We start from the raw sequence: 19,207 nt of genomic DNA on the forward strand, positions 1-19,207 counted from the left end.
GAACGAGAACCCCACCTAGTCTCGTCATAGCGAATTCGCCCGGAAGGCGAGCGGGCAGTGCTCATGCAAGGACTCTCATGAAGCAAAAGCAGACTCTGGGAACACCACGGTTGTTGGGTATCGTCTGGCCCTTTATTGCTGTCGTGGTGTTCCAGGCATTACTGGGGGGCGTGAGCCTTTACGTGCTTTCGGCCGTGCGTGGCTACGTCGCTGGCGAAAGCCTGTGGTCAAAGGGCCAGAAAGACGCCATCTATTACCTCAACCTCTACGCCGACAGCCGTGACGAGGCGATCTATAACAAGTACCTGACGGCGATCGCCGTGCCCCAGGGCGGCCACCAATTGCGCCTGGCGCTGGATCGTCAGCCGCCGGACCTGCAAGCGGCGCGCGAAGGTATTCTCAAGGGCGGCAATCATCCCGACGACGTGTCCAGCCTGATCTGGCTGTACCTCAATTTCCGCCACTTCAGTTATCTGGAAACCGCGATTGATCGCTGGACCATCGGCGACGCCTATCTCGACCGCTTGCACGAAGTTGCCCAAGAGATGCATCAGGGTATTTCCCGCAACCAGTCCAGCCCCGGCGATGTGCAGCGCTGGAAAGTGCAGATCTTCGCTATCAACGATGCCGTGACCCCAGCGGCGAAGGCCTTTAGCGATGCCTTGGGCGAGGGTTCGCGGGTGATCATGCGCCTGTTGCTGTTCACCAACCTGGCCACCGCGCTGGGTCTGATCGTGCTGGCGCTGTGGCGCACGCACAAACTGCTCAAGCAGCGCCATGAGTTTGCCCAGGCGCTGCAACTGGAAAAGGATCGCGCGCACATCACCTTGCAATCGATTGGCGATGGGGTGATCACCACCGACGTCAACGGCGCGATCGATTACATGAACCCGGCCGCCGAAGCCATGACTCACTGGAAGGCCGAGCAGGCGGCGGGGCTGCCGTTGTCGGCGCTGTTCAACCTGCTCGACGACAACGCCCAGACCGAAGGGCTGACGTTGATCGAGCACATTCTCAGTGGTCAGCTCAGTGGCGGCAGCGAACACTCCAAGCTGATCCAGCGTCTGGATGGCAGCACCCTGTCGGTGACCCTGGTCGGTGCGCCGATCCGCAATGCCGGCAACGTCAGTGGCACGGTGCTGGTGCTGCACGACATGACTCAGGAGCGGCAGTACATCGCCAATCTGTCCTGGCAGGCCACCCACGATGCGCTGACCGGGCTGGCCAACCGCCGCGAATTCGAATATCGCCTCGAACAGGCCTTGCACAAGCTGACGCGTCAGCCCGGGCGGCACGCGCTGATGTTCCTCGATCTGGATCAATTCAAACTGGTCAACGACACCTGCGGCCACGCGGCGGGCGATGAATTGCTGCGGCATATCTGCACGCTGCTGCAATCGGGCCTGCGCGAGGGCGACACGCTGGCGCGGCTGGGCGGCGACGAGTTCGGCATTCTGCTGGAGAACTGCCCGCCGGAGGTGGCGGAGAAGATTGCCGAGAGCCTGCGCCAGACCGTGCAGAACCTGCATTTTGTCTGGAAAGGGCGGCCGTTCCTGACCACCATCAGCATCGGCCTGGTGCATGTGGCGCAGAATCCGACCACGCTCGAAGCCTCGCTGCGTGCGGCCGACATGGCCTGCTACATGGCCAAGGAAAAGGGCCGCAACCGCGTGCAGGTCTATCACGCCGACGATTCCGAACTGTCGATGCGCTTTGGTGAAATGGCCTGGGTGCAACGGCTGCACATGGCGCTGGAAGAAAACCGCTTCTGCCTGTACGCCCAGCAGATTGCGCCGCTCAAGCCGCAACCCGGCCAGGCCGGGCACATCGAGATCCTCCTGCGTTTGCATGACGAATCCGGGCGGATGATTTTGCCTGACAGCTTTATCCCGGCGGCGGAACGGTACGGTTTGATGACCCAGTTAGATCGCTGGGTAGTTCAGAACGTTTTCAAGGTTATTGCTCAGTGTATTGAACAGGAACATGAACTTCCTTTAGCGATGTGTGCGATTAATCTGTCAGGCATTACTATCGGAGATGACGCGTTTTTGCACTTCCTGCGAGAACAGTTTGTTAACTACGCTATACCCCCTGAAATGATTTGTTTTGAAATTACTGAAACCAGTGCAATCGCAAATCTTGGCAGTGCAATTCGTTTTATCAATGAACTCAAAGGTTTAGGTTGTCATTTTTCCCTGGATGACTTTTGTGCCGGAATGTCTTCATTCGCTTACTTGAAACATTTGCCTGTAGACTTCCTGAAGATCGACGGGAGTTTCGTAAAGGATATGCTGGACGACCCGATTAATCGGGCAATGGTCGAGGTGATCAATCACATCGGCCATGTTATGGGTAAGCAGACAATTGCCGAGTTTGTTGAAACTAACCAGATCGAACAGGCATTGCTTGAAATAGGTGTGGATTACGCTCAGGGTTATGTCATCGAGCGTCCGCAGTTGTTTACCTGTGACAGTTTGCAAAGTCGCCCTGCCAGACCGCAGCCGTTGTTGTTCAAAGCGCCTGGCACGTTCCGTTGAAGTCTCTCGCCGATCCTTGCCATCACAACTCAAAAGGAGCCGAACAGTGATCGACACATTCAACCGAACCGGACCCCTCATGGAAGCTGCAAGTTATCCTGTATGGGCGCAACAGCTCATCAAGGATTGCAGCGAGAGCAAGCGCCGGGTTGTCGAGCATGAACTTTATCAGCGCATGCGCGACAACAAACTCAGCGCGAAAACCATGCGCCAGTACCTGATCGGTGGCTGGCCGGTGGTCGAGCAGTTTGCCTTGTACATGGCGCAGAACCTCACCAAGACCCGCTTCGCCCGCCATCCCGGCGAAGACATGGCGCGGCGCTGGCTGATGCGCAACATTCGCGTCGAACTCAATCACGCCGACTACTGGATGCACTGGAGTCGCGCTCATGGCGTCAGCCTCGAAGATCTCCAGGCCCAGCAAGTGCCGCCGGAGCTGCACGCCCTGAGTCACTGGTGCTGGCACACCAGTTCGGCGGATTCGCTGATCGTGGCGATTGCCGCGACCAACTATGCGATCGAAGGGGCGACCGGGGAGTGGTCAGCGGTGGTCTGCTCGACCGGGGTCTACGCCGCGGCGTTTCCGGAAGAAGATCGCAAGCGCGCGATGAAGTGGTTGAAGATGCACGCACAGTACGACGATGCCCACCCGTGGGAAGCATTGGAAATCATCTGCACCCTGGCCGGCATGAACCCGAGCAAGGCGTTGCAGGCGGAATTGCGGCAGGCGATCTGCAAGAGTTATGACTACATGTACCTGTTTCTGGAGCGGTGCATGCAGCTGGAGACTTCGGAACGCTTGCAGGTCAACCGCGAGCGCCGGACCGTAACCGAAAGCTGATCGAACTGTGGGAGCGAGCCTGCTCGCGAAAGCGGTGGGTCATGCAACGAATCGTTGTCTGACACTCCCTCTTCGCGAGCAGGCTCGCTCCCACAATGATTTTTAGCCGGCCATCGCCAGCCGGTTCCGCCCCTCGCGCTTTGCGACATAGAGCGCACTGTCGGCGCGGCGCAGCAAGCTGTCTGCCGACTCGCCCGGCAGTAACGTCGAGCATCCCAGGCTCACGGTGATCTCGATCAACTGGCCATCGGCAAAATATTCCTCCGCCTGCGTCGCCTGGCGCAAACGCTCGCCGACCATCGCCGCCGCCTCGCGGCCGGTGTTGGACAGCAGGATCAAAAACTCCTCGCCACCATAACGGAACACCATGTCGACGTTGCGCAGCTGTGCCTTGATCGACGCGGCAATGGCTCTGAGCACTTCATCACCAGCGCCATGGCCGTGTTCGTCGTTGACCCGTTTGAAGTGGTCGATGTCGAGCATCAGCACCGACAACGGCTGCACATGCCGGCGCGACATGTCTATCTCGCGCTGCAAGGTCTGCTCCATCGCCACCCGGTTGCCGGCGCCGGTCAACGGGTCGCGCAAGGCACTTTGGGTCGCAGCGCGGTAGAGCAGGGCGTTGCGCATCGGGTACAGCAGGCAGGACAGCAGCGACTCGAGGTCGCCCTGTTCCTTGTCGTTGAAGCGTTGATTGCGGCGGAAGACCAGCTCGCCCATGTGCTCGCCTTCGTGGCTCAGGGTGTAGCTGACCGAATGGTGGCCGCGTGCGCCGAACTCCAGGCGCAGGTCGCTGGCCTTGTGCACATAGCTCAAGGCATCCAGCGGCACCAGACGCTGGATTTCGCGGAAGAACAGGCCAAGGATGCGCTGTGGCTCCAGGCTGGTTTGCAGTTGCAGGCTCATTTGCTGACGCAATTGCGCCAGGCTGGTCGGGCGCTCGATCAGCGCCGGTAGTTGACCGAAGCCCAGGCGCTGCAATTTGGCACTGTCAAAGTCAATTGCATGGGTCTGGGAAGGAGATTTCATATGGCGTGAGCCCCTAAGCAGTAAGTCTGTCTTACAGGCTGGGTGAGAGCGGCTATGGGCTGCGCGTCGTACTGATCCATCAGTCCCGTAGGACGTTTGGCGTAAGTTTAGTCTGCCGCAAGACGATCAGTCAGCTATCGAAATCGGCGTTGCCCCATGGCCATCACACGGCATGTTTTGAGGGAATTTAGAGCGAAAGGCGTGCCATTCGGTTCGATTTTATTTAAAGCTTTTCGAATCAATGAGTTGCTGATGGATGCCGGGCGGCCGCGCTGGGTTATTGGCGGCTTTGTGACGGTTATGAGCGGCAACGGCTTGCCGCGACAGCATTCTGCCGCGGCAACAAATGCGACGTATGGCGTTATTGGGCGTTGAAAGCCTGGCCATTGACGCCCGCGCTGTCGGGACCCATCAGATAAAGATAGACCGGCATGATTTCTTCTGGTGTGGGGTTGTTCAGCGGGTTTTCCCCCGGATAAGCCTGCGCGCGCATGCTGGTGCGCGTGCCGCCCGGGTTGATGCTGTTGGAGCGCACCGGCGCGGCGCCGTCGACTTCATCGGCCAGGGTTTGCATCAGGCCTTCGGTGGCGAATTTCGACACACCGTAAGCGCCCCAGTACGCGCGACCCTTGCGCCCGACGCTGCTGGAGGTGAACACCACCGAAGCATCCTGGGACAGCTTGAGCAGCGGCAGCAGGGTGCTGGTCAGCATGAACATCGCGTTGACGTTGACCTGCATGACACGCATGAAGTTCTCGCCGGAGAGTTGTTCGATCGGCGTGCGCGGGCCGATGATCGAAGCGTTGTGCAGCAGGCCGTCGAGATGGCCGAACTCGGTTTCGATCATCGCCGCCAGCTCATCATATTGATGGGGCAGGGCGGTCTCGAGGTTGAACGGGATCACCGCCGGTTGCGGGTGGCCCGCTGCTTCGATTTCGTCGTAGACCTCGGTCAGATTGGCTTCGGTCTTGCCCAGCAGCAGCACGGTGGCACCGTGGGCGGCATAGGTTTTCGCCGCAGCCGCGCCAATACCGCGCCCGGCACCGGTGACCAGGATGACCCGATCCTTGAGCAATTCAGGGCGAGCGGTGTAATCAAACATAAAAACCTCACAATCCATTTCATGAAGACCTGCTTCACCCCTGTGGGGAGGGGATTTATCCCCGTTCGGCGGCGAAGCCGTCGCAAAACCTGAGTGTCACATTGCCTGGATAAAAGCGGGGGCCGCTTCGCAGCCCAGCGGGGATAAATCCCCTCGCCACACAGGGAGCTTGCAACATTCAGGTCAGCAACTGCACAGCGCGCTGTCGAGCACCTTGCGCAACTCCAGCGGATGATCCACCACCACGTCCGCGCCCCAGTGCCGTGGGTTGTCGTCCGGGTGGATGTAGCCGTAGGTCACCGCAGCGGTTTTGGTGCCGGCATCGCGGCCCGACTCGATATCACGCAGATCATCGCCGATGAACAGCACGGTCGACGGATCCAGATCAAGCATCTTGCAGGCGAGGGTCAGCGGCTCTGGATCCGGCTTGCTGTTCTTCACATGATCCGGGCAGATCAGCAGCGCCGAACGCTCGGCCAGCCCCAGGCGTTGCATGATCGGCTCGGCGAAGCGCACCGGTTTGTTGGTGACCACGCCCCAGATCAGGTTGGCCTTTTCGATGTCGGCGAGCAGTTCGCCCATGCCGTCGAACAGTTTGCTGTGCACTGCGCAACCGACCAGATAGCGCTCGAGAAACTCCTGGCGCAGCTCCTCGAAACCGGGCGATTCCGGATCCATCGAGAACGTCACCGCGACCATCGCCTTGGCGCCGCCGGAGATCTCGTCGCGGATGTGCTTGTCATTGATCGGCGGCAAACCGCGATCGGCGCGCATCGCCTGGCAGATGGCGATAAAGTCCGGCGCGGTGTCGAGCAGAGTGCCGTCCATGTCGAAAAGTACCGCTCTGATGGCCATCGGCTTATTCCTCGCGCAGGGTCTGGATCATGTAGTTGACGTCAACGTCGTTGGCCAGCTTGTAGTGCTTGGTCAGCGGGTTGTAGGTCAGGCCGATGATGTCCTTGACGGTCAGGCCAGCCATGCGGCTCCACGCACCGAGCTCGGACGGGCGGATGAATTTCTTGAAGTCGTGGGTGCCGCGAGGCAGCAGCTTCATGATGTATTCGGCGCCGATGATCGCGAACAGGTACGCCTTCGGGTTGCGGTTGATGGTCGAGAAGAATACCTGGCCGCCGGGCTTGACCATGCGGAAGCAGGCGCGGATTACCGAGGATGGATCCGGCACGTGCTCGAGCATCTCCAGGCAGGTGACCACGTCGAACTGCTCGGGCATTTCGTCGGCGAGGGCTTCGGCGGTGATCTGCCGGTATTCGACGCTGACCCCGGATTCCAGTTGATGCAGTTGCGCAACCGCCAGCGGCGCTTCGCCCATGTCGATGCCCATCACCGTGGCGCCGCGCTGAGCCATGGCTTCGCTGAGGATGCCGCCGCCGCAACCGACGTCGAGGACTTTCTTGCCGGCCAGATTGACTCGCTCGTCGATCCAGTTGACCCGCAGCGGGTTGATGTCGTGCAGCGGCTTGAATTCGCTTTCGCGGTCCCACCAGCGATGGGCCAGGGCCTCGAATTTGGCGATTTCGGCGTGGTCGACGTTGCTCATGTTCAATTCCTCGAAAAACCTGAAAAGGGCTGTAGCCGCGGATATTGCGCCGCGGTGTTTACGATTCGGTGTGGCCGCTGATGCGCTGGCCCCAGTGGCGAGCGGTTGCGCCCAGCTGTTGTTCGTCCATGCGGGTCAGGCGCCGGTCGTCGAGCAGTTGCTTGCCGGCAACCCAGAGGTGTTTGACGCAATCACGCCCGGTGGCATAAATCAGCTGCGACACCGGGTCATACACCGGTTGCTGCGCCAGGCCGGACAGGTCGAAAGCGACGATGTCCGCGGCTTTGCCGATCTCCAGCGAGCCAACCTGCGCCTCGATCCCCAATGCGCGCGCACCATTGAGAGTGGCCATGCGCAAGGCGCGATGGGCGTCCAGCGCGGTGGCGGAACCGGCGACGGCTTTGGCCAGCAGGGCGGCGGTGCGGGTTTCCCCGAGCAGATCGAGATCATTGTTGCTCGCCGCGCCGTCGGTACCGACAGCCACATTGACCCCAGCCTGCCACAAACGCTCGACCGGGCAGAAGCCGCTGGCCAGTTTCAGATTGGATTCCGGGCAGTGGATCACGCTGGTGTTACTTTCTACCAGCAGCGCAAGGTCGTCATCGCTGATCTGGGTCATGTGCACGGCCTGGAAGCGCGGGCCGAGCAGGCCAAGGCGGCCAAGGCGCGCCAGTGGCCGTTCGCCGGTCTGCTCGACGGCCTGCTGCACTTCGAATGCCGTTTCGTGCACATGCATGTGGATCGAGGCGTCAAGCTCCTCGGCGATCACCCTGATTTTCTCCAGATTCTCATCGCCGACGGTGTAGGGTGCATGCGGGCCGAAAGTGATCTTGATGCGCTCGTGATGCTTGAGATCGCCGAACAATTCGACGCCCTGACGAATGGCTTCGTCGGCACTGTTGGCGCCGGGGATCGGGAAATCGAGGATCGGAATGGCGATCTGCGCGCGGATGCCGCTGTTGTGCACGCGCTCGCTGGCGACTTTCGGGAAGAAATACATGTCCGAGAAACAAGTGATGCCGCCCTTGATCTGCTCGGCAATGGCCAGATCGGTGCCGTCGCGGACGAAGTCTTCATCAACCCACTTGCCCTCGGCCGGCCAGATGTGGTTTTCCAGCCAGGTCATCAACGGCAGATCGTCGGCCAGACCACGGAACAGCGTCATCGCCGCGTGGCCGTGGGCATTGATCAGTCCGGGGGTGAGCAGCACGTCCGGCAATTCGCGAACTTCTGTGGCGTTACACTTCAATGCTTCAGCGCGCGGGCCGATAAACACGATGCGACCGTCACGGATGCCCAGGCCGTGCTCCTTGAGCACCACGCCTGCAGGTTCGACGGGGACCAGCCAGGTCGGCAGCAATAACAGGTCGAGCGCAATGGCAGGTTTCGGCATCGAGGGTCGGTTCCAGTGCTTTTGTAAAGGATGGCGAAGTATACCCGAGCGTCTTCGCGGGGGGATCGCTATAATCGGCGGCTTTTGTTCATGAGTGCGGGGTGTGGGATGCGCGATCGACTGTTGGCTGCGGAGAAAGTGAAGGCCATCGATTGGCGTGATGGCGCGCTGCACCTGCTGGATCAGCGTATTTTGCCGTTCGAGGAAACCTGGATCGCCTACACCAGCGCCGCCGGCGTGGCCGAGGCGATTCGCTCGATGGTCGTGCGCGGCGCGCCGGCTATTGGCATCAGTGCGGCTTATGGCATCGTCCTCGCGGCGCGGGCGCGGATCGCCGAGGGCGGCGACTGGTACGCGGCGCTGGAAGAGGATTTCGCGCTGTTGGCCGATTCGCGTCCGACCGCGGTCAATCTGTTCTGGGCGCTGGGGCGCATGCACGATCGCCTGGATCGCCTGAAAAGCAAGGCCGATCCGCTGGCCGCGCTGGAGGCCGAGGCCATCGCCATTCACCAAAGCGACCGCGAAGCCAACCTGACCATGGCGCAGCTTGGTGTCGATCTGATTCGCAAGCATCAGGGCAACGCTCAAGCCATCCTGACCCATTGCAATACCGGCGCGCTGGCCACCGGCGGGTTCGGCACTGCGCTGGGGGTGATCCGTGCTGCTTATATAGAAGGCATGGTCGAGCGTGTTTACGCTGACGAAACCCGGCCGTGGCTGCAAGGCTCGCGCCTGACCGCGTGGGAACTGGCCAACGAAGGCATCCCGGTGACCCTGAACGCCGACTCCGCCGCCGCGCACATCATGAAAACCAAAGGCGTGACCTGGGTGATCGTCGGCGCCGACCGCATCACCGCCAATGGCGACGTGGCGAACAAGATCGGCACCTACCAACTGGCAGTCAACGCCATGCACCACGGCGTGCGCTTCATGGTCGTGGCGCCAAGTTCGACCATCGACATGAACCTCGCCAGCGGCGATGACATCCCGATCGAAGAACGTGATGGCGCCGAACTGCTCGAAGTCGGCGGTAAACGCGTCGGTGCCGATGTTGAAGCGTTCAACCCGGTGTTTGATGTCACCCCGGCGGATCTGATCGATGCGATCGTCACCGAAAAAGGCATCGTCGAACGCCCGGACACCGCGAAAATGGCCCAGCTGATGTGCCGCAAGCGCCTGCATTGATGCGGTGATTCTCAATGTAGGAGCTGCCGAAGGCTGCGATCTTTTGATCTTGCTTTTTACAGGTCAGGATCAAAAGATCGCAGCCTTCGGCAGCTCCTACAGGTGTTTGAGGCCCTAAAAGTCAATAAACATCCCCAAACCAAGCCTCAATTCTGCATTCAACCAAGCTCTGAGCTTCTGTCGTCCCCCTCAAGCCTGTCATCGGTCAACTAACTATGCTCCATGCGCATCTGGGGGATAGGTGCGTGGCGGCCTTTGTGATAACATCCGGCGTTTTCCGAGGCGGCTCCACGGAGCTGTCTTTACTGCGCAAATCCGCGATCCAATGTTGATTTGTCGTAAGTCGGCGCATGGCACTCGGCCGGCCCCGACGAGCTTCGTTGCTCCCACATGGATATGACGAAGTTTCACCAGAAAAAGGAATCAGGCTTCTCATGGGCGAACTGGCCAAAGAAATCCTCCCGGTCAATATCGAAGACGAGCTGAAACAGTCCTACCTCGACTACGCAATGAGCGTGATCGTCGGCCGTGCACTGCCGGATGCGCGCGATGGCCTCAAGCCCGTGCACCGTCGCGTACTGTTCGCGATGAGCGAGCTGGGCAACGACTACAACAAGCCGTACAAGAAATCTGCCCGTGTCGTCGGCGACGTGATCGGTAAGTATCACCCGCACGGTGACACTGCCGTGTACGACACCATCGTTCGTATGGCCCAGCCTTTCTCCCTGCGCTACCTGCTGGTCGACGGTCAGGGCAACTTCGGTTCGGTCGATGGCGACAACGCTGCGGCCATGCGATACACCGAAGTGCGCATGACCAAGCTGGCGCACGAGCTGCTGGCTGACCTGCACAAGGAAACCGTGGACTGGGTGCCGAACTACGACGGCACCGAACTGATCCCGGCGGTCATGCCGACCCGTGTACCGAACTTGCTGGTCAACGGTTCCAGCGGTATCGCCGTAGGCATGGCGACCAACATTCCTCCGCACAACCTCGGTGAAGTCATCGACGGTTGCCTGGCCCTCATCGACAATCCTGAGCTGACCGTCGATGAGCTGATGCAATACATTCCCGGTCCGGACTTCCCGACGGCTGCGATCATCAACGGTCGCGCCGGCATCATCGAAGCCTACCGCACCGGTCGCGGGCGCATTTACATGCGTGCCCGCTCGATCATCGAAGACATCGACAAGGTCGGTGGCCGTCAGCAGATCGTCATCACCGAGCTGCCTTACCAGCTGAACAAGGCGCGTCTGATCGAGAAGATCGCCGAGCTGGTCAAAGAGAAGAAGCTCGAAGGCATCACTGAGCTGCGCGACGAGTCCGACAAGGACGGTATGCGCGTCGTGATCGAACTGCGTCGCGGCGAAGTGCCTGAGGTGATCCTCAACAACCTTTACGCCCAGACCCAGCTGCAATCGGTGTTCGGTATCAACATCGTCGCGCTGATCGACGGCCGCCCACGTATCCTCAACCTCAAGGATCTGCTCGAAGCCTTCGTCCGTCACCGTCGCGAAGTGGTCACCCGCCGTACCGTGTTCGAACTGCGCAAGGCGCGCGAGCGTGGACACATTCTCGAAGGCCAGGCCGTTGCGCTGTCGAACATCGACCCGGTGATCGCCCTGATCAAGGCCTCGCCAACGCCGTCGGAAGCCAAGGAAGCGCTGATCAGCACGCCTTGGGAATCCTCCGCCGTGGTGGCGATGGTTGAACGCGCCGGTGCCGATTCGTGCCGTCCGGAAAACCTCGATCCGCAATATGGCCTGCGCGAAGGCAAGTACTTCCTTTCGCCAGAACAGGCGCAAGCGATTCTGGAATTGCGCCTGCACCGTCTGACCGGTCTGGAGCACGAGAAGCTGCTGGCCGAGTATCAAGAGATCCTCAACCAGATCGGCGAGCTGATCCGCATCCTCAACAGCGCTGTGCGCCTGATGGAAGTGATCCGCGAAGAACTGGAAGTGATCCGCGCCGAATACGGCGACGTGCGCCGCACCGAAATTCTCGATGCCCGTCTCGACCTGACCCTGGGCGACATGATCCCGGAAGAAGAGCGCGTCGTGACCATCTCTCACGGTGGCTACGCCAAGACCCAGCCGCTGGCTGCGTACCAGGCCCAGCGTCGCGGCGGCAAAGGCAAATCGGCTACCGGCGTCAAGGACGAGGACTACATCGCTCACCTGCTGGTTGCCAACAGCCATACCACGCTGCTGCTGTTCTCCAGCAAGGGCAAGGTGTACTGGCTCAAGACCTACGAGATTCCGGAAGCATCCCGCGCGGCCCGTGGTCGTCCGCTGGTCAATCTGCTGCCGCTGGATGACGGTGAATACATCACCACCATGCTGCCGGTCGAGGAATACACCGAAGGTCACTACATCTTCATGGCCACCGCCAACGGCACCGTGAAGAAGACCCCGCTGGAATCCTTCAGCCGTCAGCGCAGCGTCGGTCTGATCGCGCTGGAACTGGACGAAGGCGACGTGCTGATCTCTGCGGCCATCACCGATGGCGAGCGCGAAGTGATGCTGTTCTCCGACGGCGGCAAGGTCACTCGCTTCAAGGAATCCGACGTACGTGCCATGGGCCGTACCGCTCGCGGTGTGCGCGGCATGCGTCTGCCTGAAGGGCAGAAGCTGATTTCCATGCTGATCCCGGAAGAAGGCAGCCAGATCCTCACCGCTTCGGCGCGTGGTTATGGCAAGCGCACCGCGATCACCGAGTTCCCTGAGTACAAGCGTGGCGGTCAGGGCGTGATCGCCATGGTCAGCAACGAGCGCAACGGCCGTCTGGTCGGCGCGGTGCAGGTGCTTGACGGCGAAGAAATCATGCTGATCTCCGATCAGGGCACCCTGGTGCGTACCCGTGTCGACGAAGTGTCGAGCCTGGGTCGTAACACCCAGGGCGTGACGCTGATCAAGCTGGCCAAGGATGAAACCCTGGTCGGGCTGGAGCGGGTTCAGGAACCTTCGGAAATCGAAGGCGAAGAGCTCGAAGGTGAAGAGGGCGAGGAAATCGCAGGCACCGTCGGTATCGACGAGGTCGCAGACGACCAGCAACTCGACGCCGCAGCAGACGAAGAACCGCAGGAATAAGCGGACAAACGAGGGGGCGGATGAGAATTCGCCCCCTTGTTATTTGTCCGGTATGAATTTTCGACATCATGGAGATCCCCTGTGGGAGCGAGCCTGCTCGCGAAAGCAGGCGCTGCGGTACCTCTGAAGCACCGCGGTGATGCATTCGCGAGCAGGCTCGCTCCCACAGGGCCATGTTGATCGGTAGTGTGATTTATTGCGTGATACCACCAAATCAGAGCGAGATTGGATGTGAGCAAGCGAGCCTATAACTTCTGCGCCGGTCCGGCGGCGCTGCCTGAAGCTGTCCTGCAGCGCGCCCAGGGTGAACTCCTTGATTGGCACGGCAAGGGTCTGTCGGTCATGGAAATGAGCCATCGCAGCGATGAGTTCGTGTCCATCGCGACCCAGGCCGAGCAGGATCTGCGTGACCTGCTGAATATCCCGTCGAACTACAAAGTGCTGTTTCTGCAGGGCGGCGCCAGCCAGCAGTTCGCGCAGATCCCGCTGAACCTGTTGCCTGAAGGCGGCTCGGCCGACTACATCGACACCGGTATCTGGTCGCAGAAAGCCATCGAAGAAGCCTCGCGCTACGGCCACGTCAACGTTGCTGCCACTGCCAAGCCTTACGACTATTTCGCCATCCCCGGCCAGAACGAGTGGAACCTGTCGAAAGACGCCGCTTACGTTCACTACGCGCCGAACGAAACCATCGGCGGTCTGGAATTCCAGTGGATCCCGCAAACCGGTGACGTGCCGCTGGTCGCCGATATGTCTTCGGACATCCTCTCGCGCCCGGTCGACATCTCGCGTTTCGGCATGATCTACGCCGGCGCGCAGAAGAACATCGGCCCGAGCGGCATCGTCGTCAACATCATCCGCGAAGACCTGCTCGGCAAGGCCCGCTCGCTGTGCCCGACCATGCTCAACTACAAGGTCGCGGCTGATAACGGTTCGATGTACAACACCCCGCCGACGTTGGCCTGGTACTTGTCCGGTCTGGTGTTCCAGTGGCTGAAAGAGCAGGGCGGCGTCGAAGCGATTGCCAAACTCAACGACGTCAAGCAACGCACCCTGTACGACTTCATCGATGCCAGCGGCCTCTACAGCAACCCGATCAACAAGTCGGATCGCTCGTGGATGAACGTGCCGTTCCGTCTGGCTGACGATCGTCTGGACAAGCCGTTCCTCGCCGGTGCCGACGAGCGCGGCCTGCTCAACCTCAAGGGCCACCGTTCGGTGGGCGGCATGCGCGCCTCCATCTACAACGCCGTCGACATCACCGCGGTCAACGCGCTGGTGGCGTACATGGCGGAATTCGAGAAGGAACACGGCTGATGTCCGAGCAAGAACTCAAGGCACTGCGCGTTCGCATCGACGCTCTGGACACCAAAGTCCTCGAGCTGATCAGTGAGCGTGCGCGTTGCGCCCAGGAAGTCGCCCGCGTGAAGATGGCCTCGCTGGCCGAAGGCGAAGTGCCGGTGTTCTATCGTCCCGAGCGCGAAGCTCAGGTGCTCAAGCGTGTGATGGAGCGCAACCAGGGGCCGCTGGGCAACGAAGAGATGGCGCGGCTGTTCCGCGAAATCATGTCGTCGTGCCTGGCACTGGAGCAGCCACTGAAAGTGGCGTACCTCGGCCCTGAAGGAACCTTCACCCAAGCGGCAGCGATGAAACACTTCGGTCACGCGGTGATCAGCAAGCCGATGGCGGCGATCGACGAAGTGTTCCGTGAAGTCGCCGCCGGTGCGGTGAATTTCGGCGTGGTGCCGGTGGAAAACTCCACCGAAGGCGCGGTCAACCACACGCTGGACAGCTTTCTCGAACACGACATGGTGATCTGTGGCGAAGTCGAGCTGCGCATCCACCATCATCTGCTGGTCGGCGAAAACACCAAGACCGACAGCATCAGTCGCATCTATTCCCACGCGCAGTCGCTGGCCCAGTGCCGCAAGTGGCTGGACGCGCATTACCCGAATGTCGAACGCGTCGCGGTGTCGAGCAACGCCGAAGCGGCCAAACGGGTCAAGGGTGAGTGGAATTCGGCGGCCATTGCTGGCGACATGGCGGCGGGGCTGTACGGCCTGACGCGCCTGGCCGAGAAGATCGAAGATCGTCCGGACAACTCCACGCGCTTCCTGATGATCGGTAACCAGGAAGTGCCGCCGACCGGCGACGACAAGACCTCGATCATCGTGTCGATGAGCAACAAGCCCGGCGCACTTCATGAGCTGCTGGTGCCGTTCCACGACAATGGCATCGACCTGACCCGCATCGAAACCCGACCGTCGCGCAGCGGCAAATGGACCTACGTGTTCTTCATCGACTTCGTCGGCCACCACCGCGATCCGTTGATCAAAGGTGTGCTGGAAAAGATCAGTCAGGAAGCAGTAGCACTCAAAGTGCTGGGTTCCTACCCGAAAGCAGTTCTCTAAGGGGCGGTAGCAAATGAGTGGCAACTTCCTCGCTCTGGCACAGCCGGGCGTGCAACAACTTTCGCCGTACGTTCCGGGCAAGCCTGTGGACGAACTGGCGCGCGAGCTGGATCTGGATCCGGCAAAAATCGTCAAACTGGCGAGCAACGAAAACCCGCTGGGCGCCAGTCCAAAGGCGCTGGCGGCGATTCGCGAAGAGCTGGCCGAGCTGACCCGTTACCCCGACGGCAATGGTTTCGCTCTGAAATCGCTGCTGGCCGAGCAGTGCCGCGTCGAGCTGAATCAGGTCACGCTGGGCAACGGCTCCAACGATATTCTTGAACTGGTTGCGCGTGCCTATCTGGCGCCGGGCCTGAATGCGGTGTTCAGTGAGCACGCTTTCGCCGTATATCCGATTGCTACCCAAGCTGTCGGTGCGCAGGCCAAAGTCGTTCCAGCCAAAGACTGGGGTCATGACCTGCCGGCGATGCTTGCGGCCATCGATGCCAACACCCGCGTGGTGTTCATCGCCAACCCGAACAACCCGACCGGCACCTGGTTCGGCGCTGAAGCCCTGGATGAGTTCCTGCAAGATGTTCCCGAGCACGTGCTGGTGGTGCTGGACGAGGCTTACATCGAGTACGCCGAAGGCAGTGATTTGCCGGACGGTCTCGACTTCCTCGCGGCGTACCCGAACCTGCTGGTGTCGCGTACTTTCTCCAAGGCCTATGGCCTGGCCGCGCTGCGCGTCGGTTATGGCTTGTCGACGCCTGTGGTGGCGGACGTGCTGAACCGCGTTCGTCAGCCATTCAACGTCAACAGCCTCGCGCTGGCGGCGGCGTGTGCGGCGCTGAAGGACGAGGAATATCTGGCGCAAAGCCGTCAGCTCAACGAATCCGGAATGCAGCAGTTGCAGGCGGGTTTCCGTGAGCTGGGACTGAGCTGGATCGAGTCCAAAGGCAACTTCATCTGCGTCGATCTTGGCCAGGTCGCGGCGCCGGTCTTCCAAGGCTTGCTGCGCGAAGGCGTGATCGTGCGTCCGGTGGCCAATTACGGCATGCCGAACCACTTGCGCGTGACCATCGGTCTGCCGGCAGAAAACAGCCGTTTCCTCGAGGCGCTGCGCAAGGTTCTGGCTCGTGGTTGATGTCACTGCGCTGCAACCTGCTGCACCTATGATCGGTCGCCTCGTGGTGGTCGGTCTGGGGTTGATCGGTGGTTCGTTTGCCAAGGGTTTGCGAGAAAGCGGCCTGTGCCGTGAAGTGGTCGGCGTCGATCTGGATCCGCAATCGCGCAAGCTCGCGGTCGAATTGGGTGTGGTCGATCGCTGCGAAGATGACTTGGCGGCGGCTTGCGTCGGTGCCGATGTGATTCAGCTGGCGGTGCCGATTCTGGCCATGGAAAAGCTGCTCGCGCGTCTGGCTGTCATGGATCTGGGGCAGGCGATTCTTACGGATGTCGGCAGCGCCAAGGGCAACGTGGTGCGCGCGGCGACCGAGGCATTCGGCGGCATGCCGGCGCGCTTCGTTCCCGGGCACCCGATTGCCGGTTCCGAGCAGAGTGGGGTGGAAGCCTCGAATGCCGAGCTATTCCGCCGGCACAAGGTGATCCTGACGCCGCTCGAGCAGACCGATCCTGCCGCGCTGGCGGTGGTCGATCGCCTGTGGCGTGAATTGGGCGCGGATGTCGAGCACATGCAGGTCGAGCGTCACGACGAAGTCCTCGCCGCGACCAGCCATCTGCCGCACCTGCTGGCCTTCGGTCTGGTCGATTCATTGGCCAAGCGCAATGAAAATCTGGAGATCTTCCGTTACGCTGCCGGTGGTTTTCGCGATTTCACAAGAATCGCCGGAAGCGACCCGGTGATGTGGCACGACATCTTCCTCGCCAACCGCGAGGCTGTCCTGCGCACACTCGATACATTTCGCAGCGACCTCGACGCCTTGCGCGACGCGGTCGATGCAGGGGATGGGCACCAATTGTTGGGCGTTTTCACGCGCGCCCGGGTTGCCCGCGAGCATTTCAGTAAAATCCTGGCCCGCAGGGCCTATGTGGACGCTATGAATTCCAACGATCTGATCTTCCTGGCTCAACCTGGTGGCCGCCTGTCCGGTCGGATTCGCGTACCGGGTGACAAATCGATTTCCCACCGTTCGATCATGCTCGGCTCGCTGGCCGAAGGCGTCACCGAAGTCGAAGGCTTCCTCGAGGGCGAAGACGCCCTGGCGACCTTGCAGGCATTTCGCGACATGGGCGTGGTCATCGAAGGCCCGCACCACGGCCGCGTGACCATTCACGGTGTCGGCCTGCACGGCCTGAAACCTGCGCCGGGCCCGATCTATCTGGGCAACTCCGGCACGTCGATGCGTCTGCTCTCCGGCCTGCTGGCGGCGCAGAACTTCGACAGCACCTTGACCGGCGACGCTTCGCTGTCCAAGCGTCCGATGAATCGCGTGGCCAATCCTCTGCGGGAAATGGGCGCGGTCATCGAAACCGCTGCTGAAGGTCGTCCACCGATGACCATTCGCGGTGGCCACAAGCTCAAGGGCCTGACCTATACCATGCCGATGGCCAGTGCCCAGGTGAAATCCTGCCTGCTGCTCGCCGGTCTCTACGCCGAAGGAAAGACCACCGTCACCGAACCTGCGCCAACCCGCGATCACACCGAGCGCATGCTGCGTGGTTTCGGCTACCCGGTCAGCGTCGACGGCGCCACGGCTTCGGTCGAGTCCGGCGGCAAGCTCACCGCGACTCACATCGAAGTGCCGGGCGATATCTCGTCGTCGGCGTTCTTCCTGGTTGCAGCCTCGATCGCCGAGGGTTCGGAGCTGGTGCTGGAGCACGTCGGCATCAACCCGACCCGTACTGGCGTGATCGACATCCTGCGCCTGATGGGTGCTGATATCACTCTGGAAAACCAGCGTGAAGTCGGCGGCGAGCCAGTGGCTGACTTGCGCGTGCGGGCAGCTAAACTCAAGGGTATCGAGATTCCGCAAGAACTGGTGCCGCTGGCGATCGACGAATTCCCGGTCCTGTTCGTTGCGGCTGCGTGCGCCGAAGGGCGTACCGTGCTGACCGGCGCCGAAGAGCTGCGGGTCAAGGAGTCCGACCGGATTCAGGTCATGGCGGACGGTTTGCTGGCGCTGGGCGTCAAATGCGAACCGACCCCGGACGGCATCATCATCGACGGCGGCCAGATCGGCGGCGGTGAAGTGCACGGTCACGGCGACCACCGTATCGCCATGGCCTTCAGCGTTGCCTCGTTGCGCGCTACCGCACCGATCCGCATCCATGATTGCGCCAACGTCGCGACCTCGTTCCCCAACTTCCTCGCGTTGTGCGGGCAAGTCGGCATTCGTGTGGCACAAGAGGCTCAGTCGTGAAAAACATTGCACCGGTCATCACCATCGATGGGCCAAGCGGCTCCGGCAAAGGCACGGTCGCCGGGATTCTGGCCAAGCGTCTGGGCTGGAACCTGCTGGATTCCGGTGCGCTTTATCGTTTGCTCGCATTTGCTGCGCATAACCACGGCGTCGACCTGACCAATGAAGAGCTGCTGAAGACATTGGCCGCTCATCTGGATGTGCAATTCATCGCCGCGACCGAAGGTCAGCTGCAGCGGATCATTCTCGAAGGCGACGAAGTCAGTGATGTCATCCGCACTGAAAGCGTCGGTTCCGGCGCCTCGCAAGTGGCTGCGCTGCCCGCTGTGCGCGAGGCGCTGCTGCAGCGCCAGCGTGCTTTCCAGGAAGCGCCGGGCCTGGTGGCCGACGGTCGCGACATGGGTACGGTGGTATTTCCGGATGCACCGCTGAAGATTTTCCTCACCGCCAGTGCCGAGGAGCGGGCGCGCCGTCGATATTTGCAGTTGAAGGGCAAAGTCGAGGGTGTTAGTCTGTCGAGTCTGCTAGATGAGATCCGTGCACGCGATGAGCGTGACACCCAGCGCGCAGTAGCCCCGCTCAAGCCGGCGGCCGACGCGATTCAGCTGGATTCAACGGAGCTTTCCATCGATCAGGTGCTTGAACGCATCATGAGCGAGATCGCCATTCGCGATATCGCCGGGTGACCAAGAAGGTCGCA

15 protein-coding genes are annotated in these 19,207 nt (G+C 61.0%); 10 read left to right on the forward strand and 5 right to left on the reverse strand.

What is annotated here, in order from left to right:
- Nucleotides 1–77: 77 nt before the first annotated feature.
- The gene (locus ND528_RS13970) at nucleotides 78–2,537 is read left to right on the forward strand and encodes an EAL domain-containing protein (RefSeq protein WP_263470537.1); all 2,460 of its coding nucleotides are present in this window, start codon (nucleotides 78–80) and stop codon (nucleotides 2,535–2,537) included.
- A 79-nt stretch (nucleotides 2,538–2,616) separates the two neighbouring features.
- Nucleotides 2,617–3,378, forward strand: coding sequence for a TenA family transcriptional regulator (locus ND528_RS13975; protein WP_269076978.1), 762 nt, complete (start codon nucleotides 2,617–2,619; stop codon nucleotides 3,376–3,378).
- 102 nt (nucleotides 3,379–3,480) lie between these two features.
- On the opposite strand, the gene ND528_RS13980 is transcribed toward ND528_RS13975, so the two are convergent.
- Complete coding sequence (locus ND528_RS13980) at nucleotides 3,481–4,407, reverse strand: GGDEF domain-containing protein (RefSeq protein WP_137213855.1); 927 nt, start codon at nucleotides 4,405–4,407, stop codon at nucleotides 3,481–3,483.
- Nucleotides 4,408–4,563: 156 nt separating this feature from the next.
- Here ND528_RS13980 and ND528_RS13985 point away from each other — a divergent pair, with 156 nt between their 5' ends.
- Nucleotides 4,564–4,782 carry a hypothetical protein gene (locus ND528_RS13985; protein WP_263470539.1) on the forward strand — a complete coding sequence of 73 codons (219 nt, stop codon included), beginning with the start codon at nucleotides 4,564–4,566 and terminating at the stop codon, nucleotides 4,780–4,782.
- Here ND528_RS13985 and ND528_RS13990 read toward each other — a convergent pair.
- The 4 genes from ND528_RS13990 to ND528_RS14005 form a co-directional block, all read right to left on the reverse strand.
- Nucleotides 4,769–5,509, reverse strand: coding sequence for a YciK family oxidoreductase (locus tag ND528_RS13990; RefSeq protein ID WP_263470540.1), 741 nt, complete (start codon nucleotides 5,507–5,509; stop codon nucleotides 4,769–4,771). The two genes, ND528_RS13985 and ND528_RS13990, sit on opposite strands and share 14 nt — an antisense overlap.
- Before the next feature lie 183 nt (nucleotides 5,510–5,692).
- Nucleotides 5,693–6,364, reverse strand: coding sequence for an N-acetylmuramic acid 6-phosphate phosphatase MupP (mupP, locus tag ND528_RS13995; RefSeq protein WP_263470541.1), 672 nt, complete (start codon nucleotides 6,362–6,364; stop codon nucleotides 5,693–5,695).
- Nucleotides 6,365–6,368: 4 nt separating this feature from the next.
- Nucleotides 6,369–7,067: a bifunctional 2-polyprenyl-6-hydroxyphenol methylase/3-demethylubiquinol 3-O-methyltransferase UbiG gene (gene ubiG / locus ND528_RS14000; protein WP_024013875.1), complete on the reverse strand. Its 699-nt coding sequence runs from the start codon at nucleotides 7,065–7,067 to the stop codon at nucleotides 6,369–6,371.
- Between the two features lie 58 nt (nucleotides 7,068–7,125).
- A complete protein-coding gene (locus ND528_RS14005; RefSeq protein WP_263470542.1) occupies nucleotides 7,126–8,460 on the reverse strand; it encodes a TRZ/ATZ family hydrolase in 1,335 nt (444 codons plus the stop codon).
- 108 nt (nucleotides 8,461–8,568) lie between these two features.
- Between ND528_RS14005 and mtnA the strand changes: the two genes are divergently transcribed.
- The 7 genes from mtnA (at nucleotide 8,569) to cmk (ending at nucleotide 19,193) form a co-directional block, all read left to right on the forward strand.
- Nucleotides 8,569–9,645: an S-methyl-5-thioribose-1-phosphate isomerase gene (gene mtnA, locus ND528_RS14010; protein ID WP_110646027.1), complete on the forward strand. Its 1,077-nt coding sequence runs from the start codon at nucleotides 8,569–8,571 to the stop codon at nucleotides 9,643–9,645.
- Between the two features lie 434 nt (nucleotides 9,646–10,079).
- Nucleotides 10,080–12,734, forward strand: a complete 2,655-nt coding sequence (gene gyrA / locus ND528_RS14015) for a DNA gyrase subunit A (RefSeq protein WP_263470543.1) — start codon at nucleotides 10,080–10,082, stop codon at nucleotides 12,732–12,734.
- Between the two features lie 231 nt (nucleotides 12,735–12,965).
- Nucleotides 12,966–14,051, forward strand: a complete 1,086-nt coding sequence (gene serC / locus ND528_RS14020; RefSeq protein ID WP_038860448.1) for a 3-phosphoserine/phosphohydroxythreonine transaminase — start codon at nucleotides 12,966–12,968, stop codon at nucleotides 14,049–14,051.
- Nucleotides 14,051–15,145, forward strand: coding sequence for a prephenate dehydratase (gene pheA, locus ND528_RS14025; RefSeq protein ID WP_016770924.1), 1,095 nt, complete (start codon nucleotides 14,051–14,053; stop codon nucleotides 15,143–15,145). The genes serC and pheA overlap by 1 nt, the downstream gene beginning before the upstream one ends.
- A 13-nt stretch (nucleotides 15,146–15,158) precedes the next feature.
- On the forward strand, nucleotides 15,159–16,271 hold the full coding sequence (gene hisC / locus ND528_RS14030) for a histidinol-phosphate transaminase (protein WP_137213849.1): 1,113 nt from the start codon (nucleotides 15,159–15,161) through the stop codon (nucleotides 16,269–16,271).
- A 28-nt stretch (nucleotides 16,272–16,299) separates the two neighbouring features.
- Nucleotides 16,300–18,507 (forward strand): bifunctional prephenate dehydrogenase/3-phosphoshikimate 1-carboxyvinyltransferase, encoded by a 2,208-nt coding sequence (locus ND528_RS14035; RefSeq protein ID WP_241669502.1) that lies wholly within the window; start codon nucleotides 16,300–16,302, stop codon nucleotides 18,505–18,507.
- A complete protein-coding gene (gene cmk / locus ND528_RS14040; RefSeq protein WP_024013869.1) occupies nucleotides 18,504–19,193 on the forward strand; it encodes a (d)CMP kinase in 690 nt (229 codons plus the stop codon). Before ND528_RS14035 ends, cmk begins: the two co-directional genes overlap by 4 nt.
- The last annotated feature ends 14 nt before the right edge of the window (nucleotides 19,194–19,207 follow it).

This window comes from Pseudomonas mercuritolerans, from assembly GCF_025706525.1.
In the GTDB taxonomy this organism is placed as follows: Bacteria; Pseudomonadota; Gammaproteobacteria; order Pseudomonadales; family Pseudomonadaceae; genus Aquipseudomonas; species Aquipseudomonas mercuritolerans.